This is a genomic window from Vibrio bathopelagicus, from assembly GCF_014879975.1.
Classification (GTDB): Bacteria; Pseudomonadota; Gammaproteobacteria; order Enterobacterales; family Vibrionaceae; genus Vibrio; species Vibrio bathopelagicus.
The window spans coordinates 2,817,050-2,836,951 of sequence record NZ_CP062500.1 but is presented as its reverse complement, the minus strand read 5'-3'; the positions used below and the strand labels follow the sequence as shown (position 1 = coordinate 2,836,951).

The following is a 19,902-nucleotide window of genomic DNA, read 5'->3' as shown; positions in this document are numbered from 1 at the left end:
CCCTTTAAAGATTGGATAGGTTCAAATAAGGTAGGTGGTTCTCGCCTGATTATTGGCGAGCCATACGCTCATTGTGGCTTGGTCTATCTTGCTCTGTTGAACGGTATGGGTTGATATCCAGACCACCACGGCGCGTGTAACGTGCAAATACGGTTAACTTCGATGGGGCGCAGTATTTCATGATATCAGTGAAGATACGCTCAACACATTGTTCGTGGAATTCGTTGTGCTCGCGGAAAGAAACTAAATAGCGTAGCAGAGCTTCACGGTCAATTTGCTTACCTGAATATGCGATCTCAACGCTGCCCCAATCGGGTTGGTTGGTGATCAAACAGTTCGACTTCAATAGATGGCTGTGCAGTGTTTCTTCAACGTTTTTCTCACCAGCAGCTCCCTCAAGCAGTGACGCTTCAAAATCGTAGCTAGTGATTTGGATGTCTTGGTTGTCGATACAGTCACCTTCCATCGTCACGATAGGTTGGTTGGTGTAATCAGTTACTGAGTTTACATGCACAATCACCGTTTCGCCTGCACATGCCGACAAATCTTGGGTCAGGCGCTCAGTTACTTGATCCCAACTTTCAAATTGAGTCTGATTGTAGCTGTTCAGGTATAGCTTGAAAGATTTTGATTCAATTAAATTTGGGCTGGTTGCAGGGATGAAAACTTCACCTACAGCCACTTGTGGTAGGCCGTTGGTGTTTAGCCACGAAAGCTCGTACATCGTCCAAATATCATGGCCAACAAAAGGCAGGTCACCGTCTAGCGCAAGATCATCACGATTTAGGCTACGAGGTACTGGCTGCAATAAACTTGCATCGTATTGGTTAGAGTACTCAGTTTTTTGGCCTAGGGTTAAACCCGCTAGCTCTTTTGCGTCAGAATATTTGCTCATACTTTCGTTTCAAATTCGATTAGAATGGGGTCGATTTTACTGAATCCCCATTACCCTGTCATTAAGTCATCGCTTAATCGGCACGGAAAGGTCCTCGATTCTATTTATTATTTTGTGTTTAGGAGATTTTCATGACTCAACGTGCTCAAGATGCACTACTTTCTTTTAGTCAGCGATACGTTGATGCGTGGCAACAGCAACACCAAAGTTTACCTCGCAATGAGGAGTTGGTGGATATTGTGTCGCCTTGCGTAGAAGAAAAGAGCGGCGATGCCGTGTTATGGAAAAACTATCCACGTGAGCAGTTCGCTGATTTCACCAACGTTGAAACTGGTATTGAATTGACGTTGCATGAAGACATCAAAACGTTCTACGGCGCACAGTACAGCGCTGATATGAACGCGACTTTTGACGGTAACGAACTGACTCTATTACAGATTTGGAGTGATGAAGACTTCGAATGCCTACAAGAAAACATATTAGGCCACCTAGTGACTCAGCGTCGTTTGAAGCTACAACCAACGGTTTTCATTGCCGCGACTGATGCTGAACTGGATGTTATCTCTATCTGTAACCTTACAGGTAACGTGATTCTAGAGCGCTTAGGCACCAAAAATCGTGATGTATTAGCCGAGACATTGGCAGAGTTTTTAGAAAAGTTACTACCAGCGGTATAAGGTGAATCAAGTGATCTCTTCTAATGAAGACTTTCTATGATACCAAAAGACTAGGAACGTCAACCTAAGCCTAGGTTGACGATGATATTTACACTATTGGTTAGTTATTGATCCAAAGCTTATAAAAATCACTGTATCCCGACTTGTTTATGTAAAGCCCATTAACTTGTTTCGCTTGAACTACTTCTTCTTGTCCCCAAAAAAGTGGGAGTAAAGAGCTTTCAGAACATAGTTGATTAAACCGTGTGATTAATTGTGGTAGTTGATCTTCATTTGCTAATTGCTTATGAAGGTCAGATGTGTGCTCTAAAAGTTGTTCATAAGGGTAAATAAATCGAATGGCGGTGCTGGCTAACAGCCATTCATAAAGGCCGAACTCTAAGGGTTGTTCTATAACCTCTTCTACAAATAAGAGATCGGCTTGATCTCTAAGCATTTCTGGTGTGCTTGCATTGGGTAAGATAACGACATCCACGATTATACCTGTCTCGGAAATTTTTTTAATTAACCAGTTAGAAAGGTGCTCAAGATACTTAATTGTCCATTTCGGGTGCGTTAAGACCAACTTTCCACTTAATATCGGTGTCGAAATCGGGTTTATAGAGCATGAAGAAGACTCATTTAGTGTCATTGGGTGTAAGTTTTCACTGGCGCTAAATTGATTTCGAATTGATTTTAGGTACTTAAAAAGGTTATCGATCGTGTGGGGTGAAATATCACTACTTTCACGCATATTATAAGCTAAATATGAAAAGGCTTGGATTAGATGCTTTTCTGTTTCGAGGGCTGGATGATTGAAACTTACAAAGTGCTCAAGTTGGCTGCCTTGGTGTGAAAGTGTTATTTCTTGAAGCAATGCGTTTTTAGCAAAGTAATGTGGGTTCTTTCTTAGTACGACCTTATCTTTATCCCAACAAGATAGCGAGAATGGACCGGTACCGATTGGTATATTTCTCTCCTTAGAGAAGGAAAGGTTGCGACTAGTAAAAACTGAAGCATTCGCTGTAGCAAGACAATATAGGAAAAGTGAGTTTTCACTTTCTAGTTGAATGCAAACGGCTCTTTCAGACTCTGAAAAATAGATATCTTCAACTTGCTTGAATAATAGACTAACTGGGCCTTGTGTATTTTTTAGTTCTCTAAGGCTAAAAACCACATCATCTATAGTCAAAGGCAATCCATCATGGCAAATTACTTCTGGTCTGATCCAGAGGTAGATACGTTTACCATCTACCCTGTAATCATAGGCTAGTTGAGTCTCCAATTTCCCGTGTACATTAACTATGAGTAAGGTGTCGTAAAGACTTCGAGTTATTTGTAGCTCTGAAAATCGGTAAGTCAAAGTTGGATTTAGTTCATTAACCCAAGGGTATTGAGTGATCACTAAAGAATTTGATTTGTCTTTATTCCTATTGGATTCTAGCATTGCTTGATTTAAAGCGTTAGCTGCAACCTCTTGATAGGTATGTAGAATTTTGGCAATAACGTCAAAGTTATTTGATTCGATGTCACTGCTAAGAGTTTGGTAGATCGCTTGATACATTGATATTGTTATTTGGATGGTGCTACTTTTCCCTCTTCCTATACCTGGTTGCCAGAAAATCCAATTGTAACCTCCTAAAACTTTGAGAATGTTGGATGTGTTACGGCGGGAGGTTGCAAACACGTTTTCCAGTTCGTCTAAGTTAACTTCATAAAGTACTGAATGATCGTAGTGGCCCAACAATTGGTTTAGCCTGCGAAGGCATGTTTCAGTCATATTTATATCGCTATATAATGTGTTTTGGCTTTTAAGTAAATCGAGCTCTGTGGATATAGTTGAATTAATCTAAATATAGAGTTGGGAATATGGTGTACGTACGCTATTAACGATATTGTTATAATCATTATTTGATGGTTGTTAATCTGGTTGAGTATTGATGCTTTTGGTAATGTATGAAACTTCACTAGTATTATATTGGCGGGAAGTGATTGCTAATGATTACTAATTTTAACACCCCATTTATTTTACTTTTAATTTTCCGGATAATAATATAACCATTTATAAATAATAGGTGGTTGTTTTTTAGTTGTTATTATGAAATCTCAATATTGAGACAAAAATGGGATGCACTGCATCCCATCTTATCGTGTTAGTGTACTTTTGGAAGAGTTGTAAATATACTCCACTCTTCTTTTACTTCACCTTTATACCCTACAACCGTAGCTGTAACCTTTCGATTTAGAGCATGGCTTATTTCATCAATCCCTTTTGAACTCAGTTGAGTATCACCAAAGCCTACAATCCTTATTCGACTTTCTTTTATGCCAAAACTTATTATTTTGTTACGAACTTGTTTAGCTCTTCGTGTCGAAAGAGTCATGTTGTATTGGTGGTTTCCGACGTTACTGGCGTAACCTTGAATTTCAATTTTGGTATTCGAATACTGCTTTAAGAAGTTAACCATACCTTTTATTTGCTGATCATAAATTGAATTTATTGTATCAGAGTCATTATTGAATAAAATTCGAATAACATATGAATCCTCTGTCTCAACAAGGCTTCCACATCCATCATTGTCTATCTCAGCAAATTGAGGGGTGTCTGGGCAAAGGTCTCTTTCATTGATGACCCCATCACTATCTTGGTCAAACTGGTCTGCAACTTGACTTATAGTCGGGGTTGGGATGTAACTAATCTCATCACTTGCTTGAATGTTGAAAGTAAAAAATAGAAAAGACCAAAAAATGGTTTGTTTGTACATTAGTAATCCACCTTATCTGTCCACTCTTTTGGTAAGTTAACTCTCAATGCATTCAATAGGTTGCCTGTGGAAGTAAGGACTCTATATTTTGCGTATTGCTCGGAGTATTTTGCTTCAACGTAACCTTTTCGTGACTCGAAAAGTTCATTTTCAGTATTCAAAAGATCGAGCAAAGTACGTTTGCCTATTAAGTATTGTTTTTCGTAAGCAATTACTGTTTCGGAAGCCGAGTCCACATGATCTGCAAGGAACACTTTTTGTTGAGATGTCATTTCTAAAGCGCTCCAAGAAAGTTGTAGCTCTTCTTTAACTGAGCGATATGCTCTCTCTCGTAAATCTTTGGCTTTGTTTAATTGGTAAGCCATTTCTGAGCTCTTTGCTGAATCTCGACCTCCATTATAAAGATTATAATTAAGTCGTATCATCGCTGTTGTTTCATCGCTACTACCTTTTATTCCTCCTACATCCTCTTTCCAGCTCTGTTTAGCTTCAAATGAAAGTGTAGGGAAGTAGTTCGATTGGCTTTGTTTATATTGGAATTTTGCAGACTCAACATCCACTTGTGATATTTTAATAACAGGATGAGATTCATAGGCTTGCTCTTGAGCTAGCTCTAACGTTAATGGGATAAAGTTTTTATCGGCTCGAGGAAAAACAAGGGACTGAGGAGCTTCTCCAACAAGGCGCATGAAAGTGGTCTGTGAGTCAATCAAGTTGTTTTCAGCTGCGATTAAATTACTGTGTGCTTTTGCTAGGCGTGCTTCAATTTGCGTGAGATCTGCAGTTGAACTGATACCCGAATCAGTGCGCTTTTTTATGTCCACGTATATTTTTTCGTGTGTTGCGAGATTACTCTCTGATAGAGCAAGAATCTCAAAGCCTTCAATAGTCTCAATATAAACTCTGACTACGTCGAGTGCTGTATTTTGTGCATTCGATAATAGCTGTAGTCGAACTGACTCAGCATCTGCAGAGACACGATCAATATCATTCAGAGTTTTTGAACCATCCCATATCAACTGATTTAACGTAAGTGATGCTTCTCTACGTGTCATTTCAGTTGATCCGCGAGCGATTTCAGAAGCCGGATTAATTACTTCATACCCTATCCCTGCATCTAAATCCAAACTCGGTTTATAGGCTCCTGTAGATGCATCAATTAAATAGCGTTTGCTTATATATTCATTAAACGCACCTTTAATTTCTGGATTTGTAGCAAAGGTTTGTGATACCGCTTGCTCTAAAGACTGTGCCCAAGAAGGTAGTGGTAATAAAAGTACACTGCACAGTAAGCTACAGTAAATTAGCTTCAAGGAAATTCTCCAATTTTTTAATAATATTTAAATCATTATTTGTTTTTATTGATTTAGAATGAAGGGCCATTCTTAAAGAATGTCATTCAATATTCTTAGGTTATTACAGTTTACAAACTTATTTTTAATCGAAAAATATATATCACTTCTTCAATTTTGAATGTTTTAATAAAATATTATTGTTTGAATAAAAATAAAACCAATTTAAAACATGAAAATTTAAACCTATAAAAGTGCGTGTTTTATAGGGGCGTTTGATGATAAATTACCCAATTATTTTTATTGTCAATGAATAAGGTTGTTGTGTTGGGTTTGATTGATGAATCTAATCGATGATTTCTAGGGGATATGAGCAGTGGTCGACAGAATGAAGTTAGCAGTAGAAACGCATGTTGTTATAGGTTTAGATGGTAAAATTAAAGTAGTCGAACCTGGGCAGCAGTTGTTTCCTGGTGAAATTATTGTCGAAACGTTTGAAGGCAATAAAGAACCCGAAATTACGTTTGTTGATCAACACAAAAATATTGACATATCACCAGATGTTATTGCGTTATTCAATGCTCTCGAAGACGGCTTAGACCCTACTTTATTGGGGAGTGAATTTGCTACCGCGGCTGGCAATGTCAGTGGCTCTAGTTTGATAACTTCTGGAAGCATTGAAAGAGATGGCGTGGAAGTTTTAGCGAAAACGTTCTTTGAGACTAAGGGGGTAAATGAAGCTCAACAAGTCACTTTGAACACTGTTTTGAATTCTAGTATTGATGTTATTTCTGAATCAGTATCCGCTATTATTAGTGGAAGCGATAAAGGCGCGGTGCAAGAAGACGTGACGCTGACGACCGGCGGCAACCTCAATGTTGACGATCAGATTTAGGCGAAGCGGTGTTTACCGCGCAGACCGATGTTCAAGATGGCAACTACGGCACGTTCAGTATCGATGAAAATGGAAAATGGACGTACACACTCAACAATGACCACGCTGATGTCCAAGCGCTAGATTCAGACTCAACTCCAATCACTCGTACCTTCACGGTCGCGACTGCGGATAGCAGCACGCATGAGATTGCAGTGACCATCACTGGCTCAGACGACGCGGCGGTTATCACACCAAGTAAACCGGGTGATGATAAAGGCGCGGTGCAAGAAGACGTGACGCTGACGACCGGCGGCAACCTCAATGTTGACGATCCAGATTTAGGCGAAGCGGTGTTTACCACGCAGACCGATGTTCAAGATGGCAACTACGGCACGTTCAGTATCGATGAAAATGGAGAATGGACGTACACACTTAACAATGCCCACGCTGATGTCCAAGCGCTAGATTCAGACTCAACTCAATTGTTCGCACTTTCACGGTCGCGACTGCGGATGGCAGCACGCATGAGATTGCAGTGACCATCACTGGCTCAGACGACGCAGCGGTTATTACCCCAAGTATTCCGGGTGATGATAAAGGCGCAGTGCAAGAAGACGTGACGCTAACCACCGGCGGCAACCTCAATGTCGACGATCCAGATTTAGGCGAAGCGGTGTTTACCGCGCAGACCGATGTTCAAGATGGCAACTACGGCACGTTCAGTATCGATGAAAATGGAGAATGGACGTACACACTTAACAATGACCACGCTGATGTCCAAGCGCTAGATTCAGACTCAACTCCAATCACTCGTACCTTCACGGTCGCGACTGCGGATGGCAGCACGCATGAGATTGCAGTGACCATCACTGGCTCAGACGACGCGGCGGTTATCACGCCAAGTAAACCGGGTGATGATAAAGGCGCGGTGCAAGAAGACGTGACGCTGACGACCGGCGGCAACCTCAATGTTGACGATCCAGATTTAGGCGAAGCGGTGTTTACCGCGCAGACCGATGTTCAAGATGGCAACTACGGCACGTTCAGTATCGATGAAAATGGAAAATGGACGTACACACTCAACAATGACCACGCTGATGTCCAAGCGCTAGATTCAGACTCAACTCCAATCACTCGTACCTTCACGGTCGCGACTGCGGATGGCAGCACGCATGAGATTGCAGTGACCATCACTGGCTCAGACGACGCGGCGGTTATCACACCAAGTAAACCGGGTGATGATAAAGGCGCGGTGCAAGAAGACGTGACGCTGACGACCGGCGGCAACCTCAATGTTGACGATCAGATTTAGGCGAAGCGGTGTTTACCACGCAGACCGATGTTCAAGATGGCAACTACGGCACGTTCAGTATCGATGAAAATGGAGAATGGACGTACACACTTAACAATGACCACGCTGATGTCCAAGCGCTGGATTCAGACTCAACTCTAATTGTTCGCACTTTCACGGTCGCGACTGCGGATGGCAGCACGCATGAGATTGCAGTGACCATCACTGGCTCAGACGACGCAGCGGTTATTACCCCAAGTATTCCGGGTGATGATAAAGGCGCGGTGCAAGAAGACGTGACGCTAACCACGGGCGGCAACCTCAATGTTGACGATCCAGATTTAGGCGAAGCGGTGTTTACCACGCAGACCGATGTTCAAGATGGCAACTACGGCACGTTCAGTATCGATGAAAATGGAGAATGGACGTACACACTCAACAATGACCACGCTGATGTCCAAGCGCTAGATTCAGACTCAACTCCAATCACTCGTACCTTCACGGTCGCGACTGCGGATGGCAGCACGCATGAGATTGCAGTGACCATCACAGGCTCAGACGACGCGGCGGTTATCACGCCAAGCATTCCGGGTGATGATAAAGGCGCAGTGCAAGAAGACGTGACGCTGACGACCGGCGGCAACCTCAATGTTGACGATCAGATTTAGGCGAAGCGGTGTTTACCACGCAGACCGATGTTCAAGATGGCAACTACGGCACGTTCAGTATCGATGAAAATGGAGAATGGACGTACACACTCAACAGTGACCACGCTGATGTCCAAGCGCTAGATTCAGACTCAACTCCAATCACTCGTACCTTCACGGTCGCGACTGTGGATGGCAGCACGCATGAGATTGCAGTGACCATCACCGGCTCAGACGACGCGGCGGTTATCACCCCAAGCATTCCGGGTGATGATAAAGGCGCAGTGCAAGAAGACGTGAAGCTGACGACCGGTGGCAACCTCAATGTTGACGACCCGGATTTAGGCGAAGCGGTGTTTACCACGCAGACCGATGTTCAAGATGGCAATTACGGCACGTTCAGTATCGATGAAAATGGAGAATGGACGTACACACTTAACAATGACCACGCTGATGTCCAAGCGCTAGATTCAGACTCAACTCCAATCACTCGCACTTTCACGGTTGCGACTGCGGATGGCAGCACGCATGAGATTGCAGTGACCATCACTGGCTCAGATGATAAACCTGAATTTGTCAGTGGCAACAACGATTCGCATGGCCTAAACAGTTTGGGGTTCGCTGATGATGATGTTTACTCATTCTCTGTGCTTGAAAATAGCCCGGGTCAACCTGTTGGTCAGGTCGATGCATTTGACGTCGATAGCGCAAGTCAATTGACCTATTCTCTGAGTAATCATACTGATCTCTTTCAGATTGATGCTGCATCTGGTGAAATTTCGTTGAAACCTGGTATATCACTCAACTATGAAGACACTGAAAGCTACAGTGTAGATGTGCTCGTTGCCGATGAGTCCGGAGAGACAGATACCGCTCAAGTACAGATAAAAGTCGGTGACGTTAATGAAGGTCCGACTGCTCTAGATGACAAAGGCATTACGAATGAAATCAAAACATTAGATTCATCGAATTGGATAACCAGCGACGATATCCAAGTCGACTTTTATGTAATTGACAGTGTGACTGGAGAAAAAGTTGCAGATGCAACTCTGGCAGATTACACCGGGGATGGTGACAATAAATACGGCGTGTATTCTGATCTTGATAACCCTTCTGATCGTGTTCAATCTGGTCAAATTGGTTACGATGATGCAACTCAGAAGAGTGAAGCGATGAGTTTCACTTTTGCTAATAATCAACTAGCTAATCATGCACAAATTGAAGTTAAAAATTTATGGACAGATACAAACAATGGAAGCTGGGAACCTGGCATTGAACAAGGCGTATGGAAAGCCTATTTTGATGGTGAATTAATTGCGACAGGTGTCTTTGAAGGGAATCGTGGTGGTAGCCAATTAGTTTCTATTGATGCCTCCGGACGCTACTTTGATACGATTGAATTGTCTGCAATTGGCTACAAAGATGGGGTAGTTGACCCTAAAGGGTCCGAATATTTCGTTACTGAAGTGTCTGCTGATTTAACGTCTTTCGATAGTAATTATCATACACACGGAACCGGCCTATTAACTTTAGATGTGCTCACCAATGATAGCGACCCAGAAAACGATGAGTTAACTATTGTTGATTACCCACAGGCGGACTATATAACGCTTCAAAACGGTCAATTTGTTTTTGATGCCGAAAAGTACCTAGATAGCTTACCGTTAACAGAGCAATCATTAAGTGCAGGTGAAGTTAAAACCGTAGAGTTTGAGTACACTATTCAAGATGAGGATGGATTGCAGGATACAGCCAGCGTTACCGTTACCATAATCGGAGAATCTATTTCACTTGATAATGAATCAGTTACTCTTGAAGAATCTGACTTAGGTACGAATCAGACCGTATTTGTCGAAGGTGAACTTGATGCAGATCTTGGTTCAGCGGAAGAAGCGGAGTATCGATTCGATAGTACACAAGATCTTTCTGGCTTAACGAGTAACGGTCTGGTAGTCCAGTTTGAACTTTCTCAAGACCAAACAGAATTTAGTGCGTTTACTGAGGTTAATGGTCATCGAGTTGATGTGCTTTCGGCAAAGATTGATCAGGCTACTGGTGAGTATCAAGTATCGCAACATGCGGCACTTGATCATCTAGAACAAGGTAACGATTCATTGATGCTTGATTTAAATATCACGCTAGATGTCGGTCACCAAGTGGAGCAAGCACAGCTAAATATTGAAGTGATTGATGTTGTTCCTGAAGCTGAAGTTCATCAACATACGATAAAAGATGTTCAACCTCAGTCTAACTCGGTCGTGATTGCACTAGATGCATCTGACTCTATGAAGGATACCGTTCTGGATTCAAATGGTGTGCTAACGACAAGATGGGATCTAGCACAAACTTCAATAAAAAGTATGTTTGAGAAATACCATGAACTGGGAGATGTGAAGTTCAAAATTGCTACTCACTCTGGTTCACCAAGCGGTAAAACCTCTAGTTGGATCGAGTCAGAGCAAGACATTACAGACTTCTTTGCTACTGTATCTCCAGCTGGTTGGACACCCTATTATGAAGCGATCGAGCAGATTGAAGACATTGTTTCAGCTGATGGTTTCTCTAGCCAAGTCGCGGGTTCTAATACCCAGTTGTACTTTATCTCTGATGGACAGCCTTCAGATTTCAGTGGCTGGACTCGTCAAGATTTCTATTCCTCTCAAGCTCGAACAAGCTTAATGGATGACTTAGACCCGGCGCATTTTAGCAGCCAATCACATTATGATGACTTGTTAGCTGGCCGAGTGGCTCCGACAGATGCCGAAGAAAAGTTGATTCTCGAATTAGCGATGGAAAATGGAGTGTCAGCTAATGGGCATACCTTTAATAATATTTGGGCGCTTGGTATTGGCGATAGTGCTTCTTTGAATTATCTCAAACCAGTGGCGACTAGTTCTGGTTCTGCATTGGTTGTGGATGAGTCAAATGTAGAGAATGTTTTAGTGACTACCGTTCCTGGTGAAGTTCAAAGTGATGTTTTTTCTCAAGTTGGCGGTGAAATTCAATGGGTTAATTCTATTGAAATCAAAGGTGAAAATTACCAGTTTGATAAACAAACAGGCACAGTATCGAAAACGGATGTTAATGGGATATCTTCTCAAGTTTCAGAACATTCTCTGCTTGAAGTTGAAACGAACTTTGGCCAGTTAACGATTAATTTTGAAAATGGTTGGTATGACTATAAAGCGAATAATGTCGATGCTGATCAAAGTGAAAGCTTTGCATTTAAAGTCATTGATGCTGATGGTGATATTGCAACTAACGATATTACAATAAATATCAAAGACGGTGCCCCAGAATTTATTTCTCCAACCGATGAAGATCAGATTCGTGGCTCTGATGGACACGGTTTAGCAACCACCGACACCATGAGTTTTGACGTTGCTGAGCATGAGAGCGGAATTTTGGTTGGTAAAGTTTCAGCATTTGACCCTGACAACGATACGATCACTTATACCCTTAAAGAGGATGATAGTGACAAATTTTACATAGACAGTAATACGGGCGAAATTTGGTTAAAAAATTCAGATGTCTTAGATTTTGATCTTTCTTCAGCTCATGAATTGATCGTAGAAGCGAGTGATGGCAGCGACTTAGATCAAACTACAGTTACTCTGAATGTCGTTGAAAATAGGGCGCCGGAGAATACAGCTGTAGTTGGTTTTGCTGAAGTAGAAGAGCAACCTATCAATAAGATTACAGTTGTGTTCGATGTCTCTAGCAGTATGACTCGGACTTTTGATGGAACGAATACGTATAGAGATAATGACTTACCGGATGAAGTTCTTGCGTCACGTACTGAGTCAAGAGCGTATAAGGCAGCAGAAGCTCTACATGAAATGGTTGAAGATCTAATACAACAAGGTGGAGCTTCAAATAGCTACATTCGTTTGGTTAAATTTGCAGGTGAAACTGAAGAGCAAAGTTGGTTTGAACTCGGTGACGTTCTTGAGATGACACGTCCGCCAGAACTGAATGGACGTGAGCTCACGGACATGACTTACCTGACGGATGTCAATAAGTATGTGAATGAGTGGTGTTGGATCGACAATAGAGGAATGAACACCGATTACAATGATGCCTTGGAAGCCGTCATGGAGCCAAGTGATAGTTCTAATCGTTTCCCGTGGCAGGATGGCCTAAACGCTCAAGGTGAACTGGATTGGGATCTTTTACTTAAAGAACAGCCAATCGATAGTCATGATTCCATCTTCTTCATGTCAGATGGAGCTCCGAATCCTAGAGACGGGGCAGTGGTTGCTGATGACCTAAGTGACCGCTGGGCGCAATATGTTCAAGATAACCAAGCTTCTGTTTATGGTATTGGTATTGCGACGCGTGGTGACGAAAATGTTGCGGATGCAATGAATGGCATTACTGATACTGTCGTATATGTAGACTCTGGAGAAAGTCTAGGACAACTGCTTAAACATTATACGCCGGAGCCTATTGCTGGTGAGTTATTGTCAGGTAGCTTCGATCCCGATGGTGATACGCTACAGGTGTCTACTCAAACTAATGATTTTAGATTGATGAATTCCGAGTTTATGGGCTTTGATACATCGCCCAATGTGACCTCTTCTGTTGCTAGTGAAAATGGTGTTCTGAGTGTGACAACAGAGTTTGGTATCTTGGAAGTATACTCAAACGGCAGTTATAACTTTACCCAAGACGAGAACTTTAACTTGTCGAATGGTCAGCAAATAAATATGAATTTTGCTTTTGAGGTTACGGACGGTAAAGGGCAAAACAGTGACAATGTATTTAGCTTAATTCTAACCGAAAAAGGAGCTGCCCCTGTCATTCAAGAGAGTGCGACACTTTCTGGCGATGAGTTAGGTAATACGATTCTTGGTTCTGAAAGTATTGATATTCTACTCGGCCAGCAAGGCAGTGATACCTTACATGGCAACCAAGGAGATGATTTTTTACTTGGCAGTGAAGGTGATGATGTACTTATTGGTGGCTTAGGTAGTGACATCTTAACGGGGGGAGAGGGCAAAGACACTTTTGTCTTTGATCGAGGCTCAGTGGATGGTTTGTCACGCGATACTATTACTGATTTCACTTTTGGTGACGACAATATTGACCTCACAGACCTTCTTGACCTGACTGGAGATGATGTTGCTAATATGGAAATGCTACTCGAGCATGTTACAGCCTCATTATCTGCGGATAGTAGTATTGAATTAGCGATCAAATCGGAATCTGGCCAATCTATTGCAGTTGAGATGACCAACTTGGATTTATCAGGCTTCGATATGAGCGCTATGACAACATCCAATGAAATTGTAGAACAGTTGTTCCAACAACAAACATTTACGTAAAAAGTGGTTTGGCTTGTGTTGAACAGAGTAGAAAGCCAATCAATTTTTTTCTACTTGCCTGAAGATGATATGCGTTTTTAACTGGCTGCTCTAGATCTCCAGGTCGTAGGATTAAGCTATAAGCGAATATTTATTTAATTCGGGGTCATCCGTATTATTAAGCTAAGTACAATAGTATAAATAGTCGTTATAATGACGCTATTAATAGAACCACATATAGTAAATTATGTACGTACTAGAACTTCAATTTGAGTGTTTTGATAACACAACGGTCAGTGCTGTCGATAAGGCAGTTAATGGCTTGATGGATGCACTTCGTTATAACGGACAAGTGCTAGGCCGTGAGTTTCCAATCGTGATGGGCGACGGCGAATTCTATGTTCGCGTTGTGTGCCCAGAGCAAGATAGCTTGCACCCGCGTAATCACTCTGACTTCGTTAAAGTGTGTTTTGATCGTTTGTCTAACGCGAGCCTACTTGCGCCTAAAATGCGTCTACTTGGCCGAGATCTTAACTCAGAAGAAGTGGCAGAAGATGAAGCGCCGAGCTGGCAGGTGTTATACACGACTTTCGTTCATACTTGCTCACCGTTACGTAGTGGTGACAGCCTGTTGCCGATCCCTTTGTACCGCAATCCACCGACCTTTAATGGCGACCATAAAGCGGTATTGAAATGGCAGACTGAATGGCAAGCCTGTGATGAAGTCCAAATGGGGGGCGGCTGTCGTGCTGAACACGCAACTCTGACTGAGATCAGTGATACCAAAAGCGTATTGTTCAAACGCGGCTGGGGCTTAAGAGGGCGCATTGAATATCTCACTAAGATCCCAACGTACTACTACTTGTACCGTGTGGGCGGGATTAGCTTAAAAGCTGAAAAAGAGCGTAAATGCCCTCAGTGTGGTGGTGAATGGCTGCTTGATGCGCCTATCCACGACATTTTCTATTTTAAGTGTGATGACTGCCGCTTGGTATCGAACATCTCTTGGGATCATATTAAGTAACCCACTTAGCTTTATTCTAGATCTAGGGTATCGAAGTATTAACCAATACTTCGATACTTTACCCTCTATTTTTCTTCCTGTTAGCTTCCCGTTTCTTTCTCTTTTTATTCCTTAATATTGATCGTTTATCAGTATTGGGAGAACCCATCTTGTCGAACGAATTTAGTACTTAAACACGTCCATTCTGTGTTTTATCTCTCGCTCTGTAGTCCTTAAGTATTCACCAAGATAATTCCACCCCCATCAACTTTTGATCATTTCAATAGTTAACTGGATCACAGTAATCAATCAGTTCTCTTTCAATTTATATTCCTCTCAATATAAATGGGATCGATCCCATGGGAATGTTCCCATTCATAAAAATAACTTGATTCTAGATCTGAAAGGAATGGACGATGAAACTGTTACCTATTGCTACTGCACTCTCTACTGCTTTACTTGCTCCTAATTTATACGCTGATGAAACCACACCATTGGAGTTCAATGGCTACATGCGCGGTGGCGTTGGCCTGAGTAATGAAGGCGGTTCAAATAGCAAATGGGAGGTGAGTAAAGTTGGCCGACTTGGCAACGAAAATGACCTGTATGGCGAATTTGGTTTTAGAAAAGAGGTGTATGCTGAGGACGACGTTTCATTTTTAGTTGATTCCATGTTGTCGTACTGGCAGGGCCAAGATGAGAACGCTGCGGATAAAAGCGTTGATGTGGTGCAATTGAATGTTCAAGCAGTAGGACTTTTTGAAGATAAGGATATTGGAATTTGGGCGGGTGAACGTTACTACCAACGTCATGATGTACATATCGTTGATAACTACTACTGGGACGTAAGTGGTATTGGTGCTGGTGTTGAACACATCAATATGGGCCCAGGTAAATTATCGGTGGCTTTGATTCAAGACACCGTTACGGGTGATGTGTTTGATGGGGAAGAGACCACAGCCATGATTGCAGACGTGCGCTATGCAGGGATTCCGCTATGGAAAAATGCAGATCTTGAGGTCGGTATTGATATGAACTTCGCCAATGAAAAGCAAGGTCAAACGGTCGATGCGGATGACAGCGTAATGTTAACGGCAAGCTTAAATCAAAACCTTTCTGGTGGCTTCAACAAAACCATTCTCCAAGTCGCTAACTCTGGCTATGCCGAGCAGATGACGACTTTTGGTACAGGTAAAGGTATCGTGCGTGATGCAAACAATAATGACGCTGAGGGCTTCCGATTGATTAACTGGGGTGTGCTTGCTGTTGGTGAGAACATCGAGTTTGGCCACACTGTTCGTTATGCCATGTCGACGGGTGTTGGTGCGAATAATAGCGATGATGACTCTTTTAGCGCTGTCATTCGTCCGCTTTACAAGTGGGATAAGCGTATGCGTACGATCCTTGAAATTGGCGGGTTTGTTGAAACGATTAATAACCAAGATAGTGCGGGTGGCAAGTTTACTGTGGCTCAGGCTTGGGTACCACAAGTGGGCTTTTGGTCGCGTCCTGAATTCCGTATCTTTGCGACTTATCTAAATGATGCTGAAAATGACAATGCCTTCGGTGAAGGTAAAAACAGCGAAATGAGTGTCGGCATGCAAGTAGAAGCTTGGTGGTAAGCCGACTCTTTTAGCCAACTGTAATCAATAAAAAAGGGGCTGACGTTAAGTCAGCCCCTTCGGGTATCTATACGATGCTGTAGTTTAGGTGATTACCAACCTTTAACTACGCCACCTTGGAAGATATCAGAAGCTGCTTTGTACACTTCTTCAGTTTGGTAAGCTTTTACGAAGTTCTGTACGTTTTCAGCGTTTAGGTTCTCTTCACGAGAAACGATTAGGTTTACGTATGGAGAATCTTTGTCTTCAACGAAGATACCGTCTTTTTGCGGAGTCAGGTTGATAGAGCTCGCGTAAGTTGTGTTGATGATAGACAGTGCTACGTCATCTAGAGAACGAGGAAGTTGTGCAGCGTCTAGTTCAACAATCGTTAGATTCTTAGGGTTACCAACGATGTCACGAACGGTAGCTAGAAGACCAGCGCCTTCACGAAGCTCAAGCAGACCTTGTTGCTCAAGAAGAAGTAGAGAACGACCTAGGTTAGTTGGATCGTTTGGTACTGCAATACGCGCGCCGTCTTGGATTTCGTCTACAGATTTCACTTCTTTAGAGTAACCTGCAATTGGGTAAACAAACGTGTTACCAGCAATAGTCAGCTTGTAACCACGGTCAGCCACTTGCTGATCTAGGTATGGTGCGTGTTGGAATGCGTTGATGTCGATAGAACCATCATCCAGTGCCGCGTTTGGTGTTACGTAATCCGTGAAAGTTACTAGTTCAACATCTAAGCCGTACTGTTCTTTTGCTACTTTAGCTGCAACTTCAGCAACTTGTGCTTCAGCACCTGCCATTACGCCAACTTTTACTTTAGAAGTGTCGACTTCTTTGTCACCACAACCTGCTAGTACTAGCGCTGATGCCGCTGCTGCGATAGTAAGTAAACCTTTAAGGTTAAATTTCATAATAATCTCCTTTTAATAACTCTATTTAATTTGGTTCAGATGACGTTACGTCTTTTAAAAACTCGGTATTAATGCATAACGCTGTCAGTTTTTATCTGTGGTCAACGCGGCGAACTAATGAATCACCGATTGATTGAATAATTTGTACCAGCACAATCAACATCACTACCGTTACAGCCATGATGGTCACATCGTAACGGTGGAATCCGTAACGAATCGCGACATCACCTAGGCCACCACCACCTACAGTACCTGCCATTGCCGAGTAGCTCACCAAAGTCACTAGCGTAATCGTTACTGAGTTGATGATAGTCGGTAGTGCTTCAGGAAGCAGAACCTTATTGATGATTTGTGTTGGTGTTGCGCCCATTGATTGAGCTGCTTCTACTAGACCTGTTGGTACTTCAAGTAGCGCGCTCTCGATAAGTCGAGCTACGAATGGGATAGCGCCAATCGTCAGTGGAACAATCGCTGCTGTCGTACCGATGAAGGTACCAATCAGCATCTTAGTCAATGGGATAATCGCAACCATCAGTACTAAGAAAGGCACTGAACGACCCACGTTTACAACCGCACCGAGAATTTTGTTTAGTTTGGTGTTCTCTAACAGACCACCTTTTTTAGTCGTATGTAGAATCACGCCTAATGGGATACCGACAGCGAAGCCAACAATGCCAGCGACAGCAACCATGTAAAGCGTTTCGCCTGTTGCGCCTAATAGAAGGTTACCGTTAAGGCTGATCCAGTCAGCAATCTCGTTGAAACTAAAGGACATAACCAAGCACCTCTACTTTTACATTGTTGTCGCGTAGGAATTGGATAGCAGCATTATCATCTGCTTCATTACCGAACAGCTCAGCGACCATCATGCCGAACTTCACACCGCCGGCGTAATCAAGGTCAGAGCTTAAGATGCTGACATCGATATTGAATTTACGTGCAATCTGCGTCATCAGCGGAGCATCAACCGTTGCGCCAGTAAACTCAAGACGTACCAACGGGTAGCTGCTGTTTACGCGAGTCTCTTGCAAGCGTGCTTGGTAATCTTCAGGAATCGTTAGATCCAGCGTTGAGCGAATAAATTGATGCGCGAGTTCTGTCTTAGGGTGTGCAAAGATGTCACCGACAGTCCCTTTCTCTACTAATTCACCACCGCCAATGATCGCCACTTCGTGACAAATGCTTTTCACTACATCCATTTCATGAGTAATAAGCAGGATAGTGATGTTCAGCTTGCGGTTTATTTCACGCAGCAGCTCAAGAATAGATTGAGTCGTTGCAGGGTCCAGTGCACTGGTCGCTTCATCACACAACAATACTTTCGGGTCAGATGCCAGTGCGCGAGCTATCGCAACACGCTGCTTTTGACCGCCACTCAAGTTGGCAGGGTAGGTGTCACGCTTGTCTGATAGGCCTACAAGATTAAGTAACTCACTGACTTTCGCCTCAATAACCGCTTTATCTTTACCAGCAAGCTCTAAAGGCAATGCGACATTGTTAAAAACAGTACGAGAAGACAGCAGATTGAAGTGCTGGAAGATCATGCCGATGTTACGACGCGCTTCGCTGAGTTCTGATTTGCTGAGTTTTGTTAGGTCAATACCGTCAACAATCACTTCACCAGAGGTAGGGGCTTCCAACATGTTTACACAGCGGATTAGGGTACTTTTGCCTGCACCTGAAGAGCCAATGACTCCAAAGATTTGACCTTGAGGAATGTGGAGGTTGATATCAATTAAGGCATTGATTTCTTTAGTGCCTTGATAGAAAACCTTGTTGACTTGATTCACTTTAATCATAGGGGAACTCGTGCAGGTAAAACAGAATAATATATCGATAGCTCGTTCGATTTACAGACGATGCTATGGTGTTCTATGATCTAAGTCAATAGATATTTTTACGTCTAGACGGCTAAACGTCGATCGTGTTGCCAGGTTAGAAACAAATCGTTAACGAACGCAAAACTAAATAGATAGTGATGAAGCAAATAAAGCGTGTAATAATTAATGATTAATAGAGAGTTGATAGAGAACTGAATTTTGTCTAAACCGGCTGTTTTTTTAGATCGTGATGGTGTGATTAACGTTGATCACGGCTACGTACATGATGAGCATGACTTTGAATACATCGATGGTGTATTTGAAGCGGCGAAAGCGTTTAAAGATATGGGCTATTTATTGGTACTTGTGACCAACCAATCTGGTATTGCTCGCGGCAAGTTTAGCGAAGATCGTTTTCTTTCTTTGACGCAGTGGATGGATTGGAACTTTGTTGATAACGGCGTTGAGCTAGATGGCATCTATTACTGTCCTCACCACGCTGAGCATGGCATTGGTGATTACAAGCAAGATTGTGAATGTCGTAAGCCAAAGCCAGGCATGTTCATTTCAGCGCGTGACTTTCTGAAAATTGATATGGCTAACTCTGTCATGATCGGCGATAAAGCTGAAGACATGATGGCAGCAGAAGCTGCTGGTGTTGGTACCCGAGTATTGGTGAGAACCGGTAAGCCCGTGACTGAAAAGGGTGAGGCACTTGCCAGTGTCGTATTGGATAGCATCAAAGATGTACCATCATATCTGAAAGGCTAAACACAGACCTATCGCTCAGTATGCAAATGAGTGTTGTTCACTATATTTGCCCACT

At 42.7% G+C, this 19,902-nt stretch carries 16 protein-coding genes; 9 read left to right on the top strand and 7 right to left on the bottom strand.

The genetic code is table 11. The features are described 5' to 3' along the window. Positions 1-49: 49 nt before the first annotated feature. On the bottom strand, positions 50-895 hold the full coding sequence (gene queF / locus IHV80_RS12525; protein ID WP_192889253.1) for an NADPH-dependent 7-cyano-7-deazaguanine reductase QueF: 846 nt from the start codon (positions 893-895) through the stop codon (positions 50-52). Between the two features lie 131 nt (positions 896-1,026). On the opposite strand from queF, the gene syd reads away from it, so the two are divergent. Then, positions 1,027-1,572 carry a SecY-interacting protein gene (gene syd / locus IHV80_RS12520; RefSeq protein ID WP_192889252.1) on the top strand — a complete coding sequence of 182 codons (546 nt, stop codon included), beginning with the start codon at positions 1,027-1,029 and terminating at the stop codon, positions 1,570-1,572. Positions 1,573-1,672: 100 nt separating this feature from the next. On the opposite strand, the gene IHV80_RS12515 is transcribed toward syd, so the two are convergent. The 3 genes from IHV80_RS12515 to IHV80_RS12505 all read right to left on the bottom strand — a co-directional run bounded on the left by IHV80_RS12515 (position 1,673) and on the right by IHV80_RS12505 (position 5,629). Further along, entirely contained in the window at positions 1,673-3,331 is a 1,659-nt protein-coding gene (locus IHV80_RS12515; protein ID WP_192889251.1) for an ABC transporter substrate-binding protein, read from the bottom strand. Positions 3,332-3,704: 373 nt separating this feature from the next. Beyond that, positions 3,705-4,316 (bottom strand): OmpA family protein, encoded by a 612-nt coding sequence (locus IHV80_RS12510; protein WP_192889250.1) that lies wholly within the window; start codon positions 4,314-4,316, stop codon positions 3,705-3,707. After that, on the bottom strand, positions 4,316-5,629 hold the full coding sequence (locus tag IHV80_RS12505; RefSeq protein WP_192889249.1) for a TolC family outer membrane protein: 1,314 nt from the start codon (positions 5,627-5,629) through the stop codon (positions 4,316-4,318). The genes IHV80_RS12510 and IHV80_RS12505 overlap by 1 nt, the downstream gene beginning before the upstream one ends. A 367-nt stretch (positions 5,630-5,996) precedes the next feature. On the opposite strand from IHV80_RS12505, the gene IHV80_RS12500 reads away from it, so the two are divergent. The 7 genes from IHV80_RS12500 to IHV80_RS12470 all read left to right on the top strand — a co-directional run bounded on the left by IHV80_RS12500 (position 5,997) and on the right by IHV80_RS12470 (position 16,354). Then, positions 5,997-6,503 (top strand): hypothetical protein, encoded by a 507-nt coding sequence (locus IHV80_RS12500; protein ID WP_192889248.1) that lies wholly within the window; start codon positions 5,997-5,999, stop codon positions 6,501-6,503. Positions 6,504-6,511: 8 nt separating this feature from the next. Continuing rightward, complete coding sequence (locus IHV80_RS25345; protein ID WP_264158387.1) at positions 6,512-7,024, top strand: VCBS domain-containing protein; 513 nt, start codon at positions 6,512-6,514, stop codon at positions 7,022-7,024. After that, entirely contained in the window at positions 6,967-7,797 is an 831-nt protein-coding gene (locus IHV80_RS25340) for a VCBS domain-containing protein (protein ID WP_404818328.1), read from the top strand. Before IHV80_RS25345 ends, IHV80_RS25340 begins: the two co-directional genes overlap by 58 nt. 8 nt (positions 7,798-7,805) lie before the next feature. Next, complete coding sequence (locus IHV80_RS25210; protein ID WP_226088493.1) at positions 7,806-8,444, top strand: VCBS domain-containing protein; 639 nt, start codon at positions 7,806-7,808, stop codon at positions 8,442-8,444. An 8-nt stretch (positions 8,445-8,452) separates the two neighbouring features. After that, positions 8,453-13,750, top strand: coding sequence for a VCBS domain-containing protein (locus tag IHV80_RS12480; RefSeq protein ID WP_226088492.1), 5,298 nt, complete (start codon positions 8,453-8,455; stop codon positions 13,748-13,750). Positions 13,751-13,976: 226 nt separating this feature from the next. Then, positions 13,977-14,753 (top strand): Zn-ribbon-containing protein, encoded by a 777-nt coding sequence (locus IHV80_RS12475; RefSeq protein ID WP_102306467.1) that lies wholly within the window; start codon positions 13,977-13,979, stop codon positions 14,751-14,753. Positions 14,754-15,148: 395 nt separating this feature from the next. Beyond that, on the top strand, positions 15,149-16,354 hold the full coding sequence (locus tag IHV80_RS12470; RefSeq protein WP_192889247.1) for a carbohydrate porin: 1,206 nt from the start codon (positions 15,149-15,151) through the stop codon (positions 16,352-16,354). A 92-nt stretch (positions 16,355-16,446) separates the two neighbouring features. Here IHV80_RS12470 and IHV80_RS12465 read toward each other — a convergent pair whose 3' ends face one another. From IHV80_RS12465 to metN, 3 genes are all read right to left on the bottom strand, one after another. Further along, the gene (locus IHV80_RS12465) at positions 16,447-17,256 is read right to left on the bottom strand and encodes a MetQ/NlpA family lipoprotein (RefSeq protein WP_145571517.1); all 810 of its coding nucleotides are present in this window, start codon (positions 17,254-17,256) and stop codon (positions 16,447-16,449) included. A gap of 91 nt (positions 17,257-17,347) precedes the next feature. Next, positions 17,348-18,031 carry a methionine ABC transporter permease gene (locus tag IHV80_RS12460; protein ID WP_004734372.1) on the bottom strand — a complete coding sequence of 228 codons (684 nt, stop codon included), beginning with the start codon at positions 18,029-18,031 and terminating at the stop codon, positions 17,348-17,350. Further along, complete coding sequence (metN, locus tag IHV80_RS12455; RefSeq protein WP_192889246.1) at positions 18,021-19,055, bottom strand: methionine ABC transporter ATP-binding protein MetN; 1,035 nt, start codon at positions 19,053-19,055, stop codon at positions 18,021-18,023. Before metN ends, IHV80_RS12460 begins: the two co-directional genes overlap by 11 nt. Positions 19,056-19,295: 240 nt before the next feature. On the opposite strand from metN, the gene gmhB reads away from it, so the two are divergent. After that, positions 19,296-19,847 (top strand): D-glycero-beta-D-manno-heptose 1,7-bisphosphate 7-phosphatase, encoded by a 552-nt coding sequence (gene gmhB / locus IHV80_RS12450; RefSeq protein WP_192889245.1) that lies wholly within the window; start codon positions 19,296-19,298, stop codon positions 19,845-19,847. The last annotated feature ends 55 nt before the right edge of the window (positions 19,848-19,902 follow it).